We start from the raw sequence: 13,182 nt of genomic DNA on the forward strand, positions 1-13,182 counted from the left end.
CAAAACGGAGCTGCTCTGAGGTAGAATTCATGTCGGGCAAGGTGGCGTTTTTGTTGATAGCTGTGTTTCTAGATAACTCACATTTTATCAATCACTTACGGCATTCTTGCCCTTTTTTATGCAAAATCCAGGCTAGGCGACTGCGCCGCCGCCTTCGCACACATCAAGGCCAGCGGCCAGCGCCACTTCCAGCGCAATCGTCAAACCCCGCACCACCTCGGCCAGCGCCATGCTGGGCGCACCCGGGTGGGCCGCGGCCTGCTGCGGCAGGTAGGGAATGTGGATGAAGCCGGCCCGCATATCCATGCCCGCCGTCTGGTGCATCAGACTGTAGAAAACGTGATTGCACACGAAGGTGCCGGCGGTCTGCGACACCGATGCCGGCAAACCACCTTCGCGCAGGGCGGCCACGATGGCCTTGATCGGCAGGGTCGAAAAGTACGCCGCCGGTCCGCCGTCGACCACCGGCTGGTCGATCAGCCGGCATTGCGCATTGTCGGGAATGGGCGCGTCGTCGATATTGATGGCGATGCGTTCGACCGACAGGTCCACCCTGCCCCCGGCCTGGCCGACCGCGATCACCACGTCGGGGCGCAACGCATCGATCGCGGCGCGCAGCACATCGCCGGCGGCGCCGAACACGCACGGCAACTGCCGCACTTCGACGCGGTAGCCATCGCCCTCGACGCCGGCCAGCGAGCGCACCGCCTCCCACGCCGGATTGACGGTCTCTTTGTTGAACGGCTCGAAGCCCGTCAGCAGCACTGTCTTGTTCATTTCTGGCCCATCAAAAAATACAGCAGGAAGATGTTCGCCACCAGCAGCGGCAGCGCGGTCGGTATCTGCGCCTTGATCACCGCGTGCTTGTCCGGCAGTTCGAGCAGCACCACCGGCACCACGTTGAAGTTGGCGGCCATGGGTGTCATCAGGGTGCCGCAATAGGCGCTGAACATGCCGATGGCGGCCATCACCGCCGGGTTGGCGCCGTACTGCTGGACCAGGATCGGAATGCCGACGCCACCGGCCATGACGGGAAACGCTGCAAAGCCATTGCCCATGATGATCGTGAACAGCGCCATGCCGACGCAGAACACCACCACCGCCACGAAGCGCGAATCCATATTGATGTAGGACGTGGTGATGTGCGCGACCGCCTTGCCCACGCCCGCTTCGGCAAACAGCAGTCCGAGCACCGCCAGCATGTGCGGCAGCACCACCGCCCAGCCGACGGCATCGGTCAGGCGGCGCCATTCGCGCATGCCCTGCAGCGGCGTGGAACGCGTCAGCCAGCAGGCCGCGCCGACCGCCAGCACCGATGCGCAGCCCAGGCTGACCAGGGTGATGTGCTTCGTTTCGAGCAGCAGCAGGCCGCCGATCTGCACGTCCTTGAGCAGGGTCGAGCCGATCATGGTCACGACCGGGATGATCAAGGCGGGAATGAACAGCAGGTGGCCGAGGCGGCGCGCGCTGGTGGTTTTTTCGTCGGCCGTGCGCACCCCGTATTTGCCCAGGGTGACGCCGCCGCAGCCGGCAATGAGGGCCATCGCGATCATGATCACACCGACAACTGCCGGCGGCAGCCGTTCCCCGACCAGGTAGACCGCCGCGTACAGCGCCCAGAACAAGGCGCTCGAATAGCGGCGCGGATTGGCCTTGTCGCGCAGCGACATGACGGCGGACGCGGCCAGCATGGCGCCGAGCGCCAGGTAGAAGTAGTCGAGCAGGATGATCATTTGGCCCCTCCGTCGCGCGCGATTTCGGCGTCAAAACGGTGCAGGCGCCACGCATGGATGATGAAGGCGGTGATCGCGGTGGGAATGCCCCACATGGCCATGTGCAGCGGATTGACCGGAATGCCTTCGGCCGCAAGAATGGTCTGCATCAGGACGATGGCCCCGAAAGCGACAAACACATCTTCGCCGAAGAACAGGCCGACGTTGTCGGTGGCGGCCGACATGGCGCGGATGCGGTAGCGCAGTTGGTCGCTGATGCTGCCCTTGCGTGTTTCGGCGGCCGCTTCGGCCATGGGCGCCACCAGCGGGCGCACCATCGACGGGTGGCCGCCAAGGCTGGTCAGCCCGAACGCGGCCGAGACTTCGCGCACGAACAGGTAGACGATCAGCAGGCGGCCGGTGGTGGCCGATTTGATTTTGGCGATGCTGGCCTGCGCGTGTTCCTTGAGGCCGAAGCGTTCGAGCAGGCCGATGGCGGCCAGCGGCAGCAGCAGGATCATCGGCAGGTTGCGCGTTTTGATGAAGGCGGTGCCGAGCGAGGCAAGCAGCGCTTCGACCGGCATCGACACCGCCAGGCCGGTGGCCCCGCAGGCGGCGACGACCACCAGCACGGGATGCACGCGCAGCACGAAGCCGACGATGATGACGGCGACGCCGATGAGCGGCCACAGGTTCACAGCTGTTTGCATGGTTTCTCCGGTAGACCCTTCAGGGGGCCGGGGAATCTTACCCGATACCGGCGTAGCGGCCTATTCTTCTTCGGGCTCAGCGCCGGTGATGCGGACAGCGACGAAATAGCGCTTGTCGTAGCGCGAATTGAACTGGTACTCGACCTGGATGCCGGCCTGCTGCCTGTTACTTTTCGAAATAGTTGATGCAAGTTGTGACGATGATGGATCGCTGCGGGAATCTTTTATAGGCGGAAATTGACTTGAAACAGGGCCGGAAAATATGGTTCGCGCTCCGATTGCAAGCGCCAAATCACGGGGGTATAAAAGTCTTGAGCGGTCGCCTGGCCAGTTCGTGCGCGATCAGCTATTTCATCAATTTTGGGAGAAGATAATGCCATGTACTAAACAGAATATACTTGGTGTTTGTCTAGCGTGTATCGCCACGCCAGGCGTCGCCGCCAGCACGCTAAGCCCCAATGACCTACTTCAGCGCGGCCAGTACCTCCAGTCGCCGCAGGGGGCCTATACGCTCAACATGCAGTCCGACGGTAGCTTGGTCATGTACCGCAAGGATGGATTGGTACGCTATCGCATGAGCAAGAACGGGGAGTTCGCCCTCATGCAAGCCGATGGCAATTTCGTCGAGTACAGCAAGTTCGCCGTACCGCTGTGGAGTACCGGCACCGACCGCAATCCGGGCGCGTGGCTGAGCATCCAGGACGACGGCAACCTGGTGGTCTACAGCCGCGTCAAAAGGGCGATGTGGTCGGGCGCGAACTCGACACCCACAGCGTTCCGCTCGGCTTCGTCGGCCATATCGGCCTGTGGAACGGCGAGCACGTCATCGAGGCCAGCGAGGGCGGCGACAACGCGATCAAGCTTGTCAACCTCAATGATTTCAAGAGCATCGCGCGCTATTGGGGAACGGCCAGACCGCATATACCCGACGGCGTGATCGAGCCGACCTGCTACGAAACCTTTTGCCCGACCAACGGCGAAAAGCATATCTCGCTACTGGCACGGGAAGCCATCGTCCGCTACGCCGAACAGCAGGAAAGGCTCGGCGTCGACTACACGCTCTTGCCGGATTACCGGACCGCCCAGTTTGCCGACAAATACCACGAGGCCAAGCGCGGCTCGTTTCGCTGCGACACGTTCGTCAGCGTCATGTTGAGGCAGGGAACGCGATACGTCCAGCCGTGGACGAGGGCCCAATCGTTGTGGAGCGATCGCGTCGATACGCTGTTCAAGCCGCCGGTCCTGCCCACGACCGTGTTTGACAAATTGAAGTCGTTTAACTAGGAGCCTCGCATGAAAACATCTTCATTGATATTGATCGCATCCATGACGCTACTCTCGGATGCGGTGAACGCGCAAGGCGGGCTGCCAGTTGCGCCTCAACGTGCAGTTCAGGGCGCGCAAGGTGCCCAGGTTGCCCAGGCCGCTCAGAGCGCCCAGGCCGCGCTGCAGGCGTATGCCGCAGCCGGGAGCGCGGAGGCGCGCATCAGTGCAATCGAGAAGTTACGTATAACGCCGCCGGCCCCCACCGCGGCCAACATCGCCCTGCTACGCGCCAGGCTCGGCGAGTCCGCGCCGGTCGAGGAAAAGGTGGGCTTGATACGCGTTCTGGGTCCACTCGCAGACCGCCCGGCCTTTCGCATCCATGGCGGAGGGCCTGCAACTCTTCGACGGCAGGATATTGTCGCCGCCGTATTTGGTCTCCAGTTCCATCGAGCGCTTTTCGCCGGCTGCGATATCTTCGGCAAAACTGTCGATCACTCCGCACATCGGGTCAAGTCTGGCCTGCGCCACGGCGAGCGAGCAGACGCCGCACAGCGCCGCGCCGGCGACCAGGATAGGGATTGATTTCATGATCTTCCAAAAAAACAGCCCCGCACATCTTGCGACATGCGGGGCCGGTGACTACGTCGGAGCGATGCTTAGAACGTCGCTTTCATCTGCACGCCCAAGGTGCGTGGCTCGTTGACGATACCGGTCAGGTTGTCGAAGTCGATCGCGCCGACCGACTGCACCTTGTCGGTGATGTTACGCGCGAATGCCGCCACTTCGTAGTTGTCCCACTTGTAGCCCATGCGCAGGCCGCCTTCGACCAGCGCCTTGGCTTTGTATTCCTTGGCTTCGTACAGGAACATATTGTAGGTGCTGCGGTACGCCCAGTCGGTGTACGCAAAGAATTCGCCATCGGCCACCGGCACGCTGTAGCGCAAGGTGAAGTTGCCTTGCCACTTCGGTGCGCGCGGCAGCGGATTGCCGTTCAGTTTTTGCGTGTACGCGAACGGGCCGGCCACGCCGGTCGGGGTGCAGCCGTTCACGCCTTTGGTGTTCGGCTCATTGCCGCAGGTCTGCACGAACAGGTCGGAGTCCTTGATCTCGGTGTTGTTGTAGCTGCCGCCCAGGGTCATGCGCAGTGCGTCCGACAGGTTGGCCTGGAAGTCCAGTTCCACGCCCTGGCCGGTCACCTTGTCGGCGTTGATCAACTGGTTCATGTTGATCTGGCCCGAACCGGCGGTCAGCTGCTTGTCCTTGACGCGGTACTGGAACACGCTGGCCGACAAACGCGCGCGGCGGTTGAACAGGTCCTGCTTGATGCCGGCTTCGTACGACAGCACTTTTTCGGCTTCGGCGAACGATGGACGATCGGCCAGGCCGTTCAGGCGACCCTGCATGCTCGGTGCGCGGTAGCCGGTGGCGACGCGGGCGAACAGGTTGGAATCGGCGCTGAGCGCGTAGGTGCCGGACATATCCCAGCTCACGTTGGTCGACTCGTTGCTGATCCCGAAAGGACCGGCGGTGGTCAACTCAACCCGCTTGGCGGCGAAGTTCTTCTTGTCGTTGGTGTAGCGCAGGCCGCCGCGCAGCTTGAACTTGTCGGACACGGTGTAGTTCAGCGAACCGAACGCCGCCCACGATTTGGTGTCCTGGAACTGGGTCGCGTAGAACGGGTTGAGCGGATTGCCCGGCGCCAGCGAGTCGAAGCTGATGCTGTCGATCTGGATGTCTTCGTTGAAGTAGAACAGGCCGGCGATCCACTGCAGCGGGCCGCTGTTGACCGACTCCGCGCGGAACTCCTGGGTGAACTGGCGGTGCCTCGGCAGCACGTCCGCGGTTTCGACCACGAACGGGATGAAGGCGGCCTGGTTGGCGTAGCTCGGGCCCATCGGCTGCGCGTACACGGCGCCGTAGCCGCCGTCGACGTCGGCGCGGCTGTAGAAGTCGGCCGACTCGTAACCGGTGATCGAGTGCAGCGTCACGCCGGAGAGATCCAGGCGCAGGCGCATGCTGGCGCCTTCGGTCTTGAGGCGCTGTTCGTTCATGCCATCGGTGTCGTAACGGCTGTATTCGAAGCCGTCGACCAGTTCATTGGTACCCTTTTTGAGGATATTCGAGCGGAACAGGGTGGCGCTGCCATCCATGTCGCGCGCGTGCACATTGAACAGGGCGCTGAAGGCGCTGGTCGGCTTGACCAGCACTTGCAGGCGCAGCGCGTCGTCGTGGTAGCCTTCGAAACTCTTGGTGCCGTTGCCCGGACGGCCGCTGTGAACGCGGTCGCCGCGGTTCTGCGACTGCACCGAAATGCGCGCGGCGACGGTGTCGCTGATCGGCAGGTTGAGCGCGCCTTCCAGATTGCGTGCGCGGTAGTTGCCGATGCCGACGGTGGCGTAGCCTTCCTGCTTGCCGATGACCGGCTTGGCCGAGTCGAACTTGATCACGCCGGCCGGGGAGTTACGGCCGAACAGGGTGCCCTGCGGGCCGCGCAGCACTTCGACCTGGTCGACGTCGAACACCGGGAAGCCTTTGAGCATCGGGCTTTCCTGCACGATGTCGTCAACCACCAGGCCGACCGGCTGCGATGCGTTCAGGTCGAAGTCGGTATTGCCCTGGCCACGGATGTAAAAGCGCGGGAACGAACGGCCGTAGTCGGATTCGATGTTCAGGCTTGGCGAACGGCCCGACAGGAAGCGGATATCCTGGCCGCCGGAGGTGAGCACGTCGAGCTTTTCGCCTTTGAGCGTGGTGATCGCCATCGGCACGTCCTTGATGTTCTCGGAACGGCGCTGCGCGGTCACGATGACGGTTTCCAGCTGGCCGGCTTGCGGCCTGGCTTCTTCGGCTGGCTTGTCCTGTGCCATCGCAGCGTGCAGCGGAAAGGCGCTGGCGACGGCCAGGGCGATCAGCGAACGGGTGGCGAACTGCTTGCTCTTGATTGTCATGTAGGTAATTCCTTAGGTCGATGAACCATTTGATGAAACCTGCGTCCCGGTTCGCATCGGCATGGCAACCTCGGCTGGCAGCGCCTTGCAGCGCACAAAATGGCCCCGATCACCCTGCTGCGACTGCGTTTCCGTCCGTATTTTGTTGCTGCCTGGGCATCCTAGCATGAAAAGAATTGACCCGAAATCATGGTAATTGCGTTTTCATTTATATTTCGATCATATAAATGACGAAGCAAAATCGTATTTGCCATACATATTAGTGCTGATGCATAGTTCTGAAGCTGTGCCTGTGCCATTTGACGCAGCGCAATATTCCCTAGCTGTACGTACTTCCGGGCGTAGCGAACATGGCGACCACGCCGGCCCCGCCAGAGGGGCCTGGACGAGCAAGGTTCTGCACAAAAGACGCGCTATGCGGCGCGTGATTTTCGCCACATGAGTTGTTGCAACAATACGACATAGCCCGCCAGGAAAATTGCCATGAACCAACTTAGTGCATCCGCCAGCCGCCTGAACGCCGTGGCCGGCCTGGGCCAGCAAATCTGGCTCGACAACCTCAGCCGCGAACTGATCGGCTCGGGCCAGCTGGCGCGCTGGATCGCCGACGACGGCATTTGCGGCGTGACCTCGAATCCCTCCATTTTCTACAACGCGATCCGCGGCGATGCCGCCTACCAGGCCGCGCTGCCTGCTTTGCGCGCGGCCCACGCCGACCCCGAAGCGCGTTTCGAAGCACTGGTGCTGCCCGACGTGCAGGCCGCGTGCGACCTGTTCGCGCCGCTGTACGGCGCCAGCGGCGGCCATGCGGGCTTCGTCAATTTCGAAGTCTCGCCGCGCCTGGCGCACGATTGCGCCGGCACCGTGGCCGACGCACAGCGCCTGTGGGCCGCGATCGGCCGCCCGAATGCGATGATCAAGATTCCCGCCACCGAAGCGGGCATCGCGGCGCTCGAACAAGTGATCTACGCCGGCATCAACGTCAACGTCACCCTCATTTTCAGCGCCGCTCAACTGGCCGCCGTTCGCGCCGCGCATCGGCGCGGCCTGGCGCGCCGCCTGGAAGCGAAACTGTCGGTGCAGCGCATCGCCAGCGTGGCCAGCGTCTTTATCAGCCGGGTCGACGCCGCCGTCGACGCGCTGCTGCCGCCCGCCGCCAGCGCCCTGCGCGGCAAGGCGGCGATTGCGGCCGCCCGCGTGGCCTATCATGAGTTCCGCAACGACGGCAGCTTTGCCATCTTCAGCGCGTTCGGCGCCACGCCGCAATGGCTGCTGTGGGCCAGCACCGGGGTAAAAAATCCGGCCATGCGCGATGTGACCTACGTTGAAGAACTGATCGGCGCGGACACCGTCAATACGGTTCCCGATGCGACCCTGGCGGCGTTTCGCGACCACGGCGAAGCGCGCCTGTCGCTCGACGATGATGTCGTTGGCGCGCGCGCCGTATTGACGCAATTGGGCCGCCACGGCATCGCACTCGATACAATTGGTAACGACCTCTTGCGCGCCGGCCTGACACAATTCGAGCAAGCACACGCCAATTTGCTGGCTTTGCTTGCTTAGTGTCGTTAAGCTTACGCATTCCTTTCGCCCCATCGCAGCCGGTGTGCCGGGTACAATATCGCTTTCCAGGAGTGAAGTCATGAAATTAAAGCAACTTAGTATCACGATCGCGGCGCTGTGCGTCGCGGCCAGCGCCACAGCTGCCGACCCAAAACTGGGCATCGTGTACGACGCCGGCGGCAAGTTCGACAAGTCGTTCAACCAGTCCGCTTTTGAAGGCGCCGAACGCTTCAAAAAAGAGACCAATATCAAATACATCGAGGCGCAGGCCAGCAGCGATACCCAGGCCGAGCAAGTGCTGCGCGGCCTGGCGCGCAAGAAGATGGACCTGATCGCGGCGGTCGGCTTCTCGCAGACCCAGGCCGTGCAAAAGGTCGCGCAGGAGTTCCCGAACGTGCGCTTCGTGCTGATCGATGCTGTGGCCAAGGGTAACAACGTCAACTCGATCCTGTTCAAGGAAGAAGAAGGTTCGTACCTGGCCGGCGTGGCCGCCGCCATCGCATCGAAGTCGAAAAAAATCGGCTTCGTCGGCGGCATGGACATTCCGCTGATCCGCACTTTCGCCTGCGGCTACGCCCAGGGCGCCAAAGCGACCAATCCGAAAATCGAGACCATGCAGAACATGGTCGGCACCACCGCCGCAGCCTGGAACGATCCGGCCAAGGGCGGTGAGCTGGCGCGCGCGCAGTTCGACCGCGGCGTGGACGTGGTGTTCGCCGTTGCCGGCGGCAGCGGCATGGGCACCCTGCAGACGGCCAAGGAAAAAGGCAAGCTGGCCATCGGCGTCGACTCGAACCAGAACTACCTGCATCCGGGCACCATGCTGACCTCGATGGTCAAGCGCGTCGACCTGGCGATCTACGACTCCTTCATGCAAGTGAAGAACGGCACCTGGAAAGCCGGCGTTACCCACAAAGGCCTGAAAGAAGGCGGCGTCGATTGGGCGCTGGACAAGGATAACCGCGCGGTCGTCACGCCGGAAATCGAAAAACGCGTCAATGAAGCGAAGGCCAATATCATCAGCGGCAAAGTCAAGGTCGTCGACTACCGCGTTGGAAGCAGCTGCCCGGTCTGATTTTCCCCGCACTCCAGAAAAGCGCGCCGCGCCAGTCTTGACTGGTCCGGCGCGCTTTTGAACTCATTTACCTTTATCTCTTACCACTGACCGCTATGCAGCCAGCTGTAGAATTTCGCAATATCTGCAAAGCCTTCGGGGCGGTGCAGGCGAACGCCGACGTCAGCTTCTCCATCGCCAAGGGCTCGATCCATGGCGTGATCGGCGAGAACGGCGCCGGCAAGTCGACCCTCATGAGCATCCTGTACGGCTACTACAATGCCGACAGCGGCGCCCTGCTGATCGACGGCCAGGCCCAGGACATCCGCACCAGCCAACAGGCGATCGCCCTCGGTATCGGCATGGTGCACCAGCACTTCATGCTGGTCGAGAATTTCACGGTGCTCGACAACGTCATGCTGGGCGCCGAGGGCGGCTTCAAGCTGTCCTCGCAGCGCGCCGCCGTCGAAGCGAAGCTGCGCGACATCTGCACCCGCTACCGGCTCGACATCGACCCGCTGGCGAAGATCGAAGACCTGTCGGTCGGCGCCCAGCAGCGCGTCGAGATCCTCAAGCAGATCTACCGCAGCGCCAACATCCTGATCCTGGATGAACCGACCGCCGTGCTGACCGCGCAGGAGACCGCGTCGCTGTTCGAGATCCTGCGCCTGTTCAAGGAGCAGGGCAAGACCATCATCCTGATCACCCACAAGCTGGGCGAAATCATGGAGATCACCGACCAGGTGACCGTGATGCGCGCCGGGCGCGTGGTCGGCGCGGTGCACACCGCCGCCACCTCGAAAGAAGAACTGGCCAACATGATGGTGGGCCGCCCGATCCAGGGCGAACTGCCGCGGGCCCAATACAACCCGGGCGCCGCCGTGCTGGAAGTGTCAAGCCTGCAGTTGCAGGACGCCGCCGGCGTGCGCCTGCTGGCCGATATCGACTTCACCCTGCGCGCGGGCGAAATCGTGGCCATTGCCGGCGTGTCGGGCAACGGCCAGAGCGAATTGATGCAGATTTTGTCGGGCATGCGCCTGCCAAGCGGCGGCAAGGTCGACTTCCTCGGCAGCGCCCTGCCCTACAGCGGCCGCTCCGACGCCGACGGCTTGCCGGCCACCTTCCGCAAGCTCGGTATCGGCCACGTGCCGGAAGACCGGCTGCGCGATGGCGTGATCAAGGATTTTTCGGTCATGCAGAACACCGTGTTCGGCTACCAGGACCGGGTCTGCAACCGCTGGGGCCTGTTCGACTTCAAGGCCATCGCGGCGCGCTGCGGCGATCTGCTCAGGACCTTCGACGTGCGTCCGGCCAATCCGGACCTGCGTATCGGCCTGCTCTCGGGCGGCAACCAGCAAAAGGTGGTGATCGCGCGCGAAGTGTCGGCCAAGCCGAAGCTGATGCTGGTCGGCCAGCCGACCCGCGGGGTCGACATCGGCACCATTGAAAGCATCCACACCCAGCTGCTCAAGATGCGCGACGAAGGCGTGGCGATCCTGCTGGTATCGGTGGAGCTGGAAGAAGTGCGGGCGCTGGCCGACCGCATCATTGTCATGTCCGGCGGACGCATTACCGGTGAACTCAAGATTGAAGAATTCGACACTACCCGCATCGGGCTGCTGATGGGCGGGATGCACAAAACATGAAAACGACCGAACTCCCACGCTGGGCAAGCGCGTTTGTCCTGCCTGTACTGAACCTGCTATCGGCACTGCTGGTGGCCGCGCTGGTGATCCACCTGCTCGGCGAAAGCCCGACCGAATCGCTGCGCATCCTGATCGATAGCGCCGTCATCAACCCCGAGGGCCTGAGCTACACGCTGTTCTACGCCAGTACCTTCATCTTCACCGGCCTGTCGGTGTCGATCGCCATGAAGGCCGGCCTGTTCAACATCGGCAGCGAAGGCCAGATGTACCTTGGCGGCCTGGGGCTGACCGTGGTCATGCTCACGCTCGACCACTCCCTGCCCGCCTGGCTGCTGATTCCGGCCGCGATGATCGGCAGCGCGGTGTTCGGCGCGGCCTGGGCATTCTTGCCCGGCTTCCTGCAGGCCAAGCGCGGCAGCCATGTGGTGGTCACGACCATCATGTTCAACTTCATCGCGGCCAGCCTGATGAACTTCATCATCGTCAAGTACCTGATCCCGGAAGGCCAGCAAAATCCGGCCAGCCGCGTGTTTTCGGAAGCCGGCGCCATGCCGCGCCTGAACGAATGGTTCCCGGTGCTGGGCGACACCCCGCTCAACGTCAGCTTCCTGATCGCCATCGCCGCCCTGGTCGTCTACGGCATGATGGTATGGCGCTCCTCGTGGGGCTACCAGCTGCGCGCCACCGGCCTGAATCAAAACGCGGCGCATTACGCGGGCGTGTCGATCAGCCGCATGATCATCGTGGCGATGCTCATTTCGGGCGCACTGGCCGGCCTGGCCGCGGTCAATTCGGTCATGGGCTCGACCCATTACCTGAGCCTGAACTTCCCGGCCGGCGCCGGCTTCATCGGCATCGCGATTGCGCTGATGGGACGCCAGCACCCGGTCGGCATCTTCCTGTCGAGCGTCTTGTTCGGTGCACTGATACAGGGCGGTTTCGACCTGTCGCTGGAAAAACCGAACATCCCGCAGGAGACCTTCATCTTCATCCAGGGGCTGATCATTTTGTTCTGCGGCGCGATGGAAAATCTGTATGCGCCCGCTGTCCTGAAGCTGCTTAACATTCGCAAAGGATAAGCCATGTTCGAAGACCTCCATTTATCCAGCATTGTCGTCTCCACCATCCGCAATGCGCCGGTCCTGATTTTCGCCGCGATGGCCGGCCTGTTCGCCGAACGCAGCGGCGTGGTCGACATCGCCTTAGAGGGCAAAATCCTCGCCAGCGCGTTCGTATCGGCCGCCGTCGCCTTCACCACGCAGAACGCCTGGTACGGCGTGGCTGCCGGGGTGGCCGTATCGGCCGCACTGGCGCTGCTGCAGGGTTACGTGAGCATCACCCAGAAGGGCAACCAGCTGGTGGGCGGCATTGCGATCAACATCGCCATGAGCGGCCTGACCTTCGTGCTGGCGCAGTTCTTCTACCAGCAGGGCGGCCGCACGCCGGACCTCGGCCAGGCGCGCCTGTTCGACATCGTTTTGCCGGGCACCCAGGCGCTCGAAGGCATTCCCTTCATCGGCTGGTTCTACGGCCACGTGATCGGCGGCCATTCGGCGCTGGTGTACCTGGCGTTCGCGCTGATCCCGCTGGTGCATTGGGTGATCTACCACAGCCGCTTCGGCCTGCGCCTGCGCGCCTGCGGCGAAAACCCGCACGCGGCCGATGCGGCCGGCGTCAGCGTCGCCACCACGCGCTACATGGCGATGCTGGTGGCCGGCATCCTGTGCTCGTTCTCGGGCGCTTACCTGGCGATCGTGCAGAGTGGCTTCTTCCTGCGCGATATGTCGGCCGGGGCGGGCTACCTGGCGCTGACCGCGCTGGTGTTCGGTAACTGGCGTCCGATGTACACGGCGCTCGGCTGCATGATGTTCGGCTTTTTCAGTGCGGTGCAGATCCAGATCGAAGGCGTGGACTTGCCGGGCATCGGGCGCATTCCGGGCTCGCTGATCCAGATGGTGCCGTACTTGGTGACCGTGATCGTGCTGGCCGGCCTGATGGCCAAATCGGTGGCGCCGAAAGCGATCGGCAAACCGTTCGTCAAATCGCGCTAAGGTGCTGACAAGCCGCGTGGCGAAGCGCGGCCTCGCCGCCTTCGCCTGCCTGCTCACACTGGGATTGGCGGCGCTGTTCGGCGCCGGCGAATACCTCAGTGCTCCCGCGCGGCGCCCGATCGGCGCCGCGCCCCCCGCCGTTCCCGCGTGCGCCGGTTCGCTACCCCCCACCGCCCCTGCCGGACAGGGCGGGGTGGCACGCGGCCCGCCGGGCGCCGGTGCGGGGCGGCGG

The 13,182-nt window shown here is 63.1% G+C and carries 11 protein-coding genes; 6 read left to right on the forward strand and 5 right to left on the reverse strand.

From position 1 onward, the window contains the following. Positions 1-132: 132 nt before the first annotated feature. The 3 genes from pcp to F2P45_RS32800 are packed head-to-tail and all read right to left on the reverse strand — an operon-like array spanning position 133 to position 2,422. Complete coding sequence (gene pcp / locus F2P45_RS32790) at positions 133-777, reverse strand: pyroglutamyl-peptidase I (RefSeq protein WP_166882405.1); 645 nt, start codon at positions 775-777, stop codon at positions 133-135. Next, a complete protein-coding gene (locus F2P45_RS32795) occupies positions 774-1,733 on the reverse strand; it encodes a DUF979 domain-containing protein (protein WP_166882406.1) in 960 nt (319 codons plus the stop codon). The genes pcp and F2P45_RS32795 overlap by 4 nt, the downstream gene beginning before the upstream one ends. Continuing rightward, positions 1,730-2,422: a DUF969 domain-containing protein gene (locus F2P45_RS32800; RefSeq protein ID WP_166882407.1), complete on the reverse strand. Its 693-nt coding sequence runs from the start codon at positions 2,420-2,422 to the stop codon at positions 1,730-1,732. The genes F2P45_RS32795 and F2P45_RS32800 overlap by 4 nt, the downstream gene beginning before the upstream one ends. Before the next feature lie 744 nt (positions 2,423-3,166). Between F2P45_RS32800 and F2P45_RS32805 the strand changes: the two genes are divergently transcribed. Further along, a complete protein-coding gene (locus F2P45_RS32805) occupies positions 3,167-3,706 on the forward strand; it encodes a hypothetical protein (RefSeq protein WP_223164883.1) in 540 nt (179 codons plus the stop codon). 264 nt (positions 3,707-3,970) lie between these two features. On the opposite strand, the gene F2P45_RS32810 is transcribed toward F2P45_RS32805, so the two are convergent. Continuing rightward, a complete protein-coding gene (locus tag F2P45_RS32810) occupies positions 3,971-4,276 on the reverse strand; it encodes a hypothetical protein (protein WP_166882409.1) in 306 nt (101 codons plus the stop codon). 68 nt (positions 4,277-4,344) lie between these two features. Next, positions 4,345-6,636 (reverse strand): TonB-dependent receptor, encoded by a 2,292-nt coding sequence (locus F2P45_RS32815; protein WP_229505424.1) that lies wholly within the window; start codon positions 6,634-6,636, stop codon positions 4,345-4,347. A gap of 483 nt (positions 6,637-7,119) precedes the next feature. Between F2P45_RS32815 and tal the strand changes: the two genes are divergently transcribed. From tal to F2P45_RS32840, 5 genes are all read left to right on the forward strand, one after another. Continuing rightward, on the forward strand, positions 7,120-8,199 hold the full coding sequence (tal, locus tag F2P45_RS32820) for a transaldolase (protein ID WP_166882410.1): 1,080 nt from the start codon (positions 7,120-7,122) through the stop codon (positions 8,197-8,199). A gap of 79 nt (positions 8,200-8,278) precedes the next feature. Continuing rightward, positions 8,279-9,274 carry a BMP family lipoprotein gene (locus F2P45_RS32825; RefSeq protein ID WP_166882411.1) on the forward strand — a complete coding sequence of 332 codons (996 nt, stop codon included), beginning with the start codon at positions 8,279-8,281 and terminating at the stop codon, positions 9,272-9,274. A 95-nt stretch (positions 9,275-9,369) separates the two neighbouring features. Continuing rightward, positions 9,370-10,899, forward strand: a complete 1,530-nt coding sequence (locus F2P45_RS32830; RefSeq protein ID WP_166882412.1) for an ABC transporter ATP-binding protein — start codon at positions 9,370-9,372, stop codon at positions 10,897-10,899. After that, a complete protein-coding gene (locus F2P45_RS32835) occupies positions 10,896-11,978 on the forward strand; it encodes an ABC transporter permease (protein WP_166882413.1) in 1,083 nt (360 codons plus the stop codon). The genes F2P45_RS32830 and F2P45_RS32835 overlap by 4 nt, the downstream gene beginning before the upstream one ends. Before the next feature lie 3 nt (positions 11,979-11,981). Continuing rightward, positions 11,982-12,950 (forward strand): ABC transporter permease, encoded by a 969-nt coding sequence (locus tag F2P45_RS32840; RefSeq protein WP_166882414.1) that lies wholly within the window; start codon positions 11,982-11,984, stop codon positions 12,948-12,950. Positions 12,951-13,182 lie beyond the last annotated feature (232 nt).

Source organism: Massilia mucilaginosa (assembly GCF_011682145.1).
Lineage (GTDB): Bacteria > Pseudomonadota > Gammaproteobacteria > Burkholderiales > Burkholderiaceae_D > Telluria_A > Telluria_A mucilaginosa.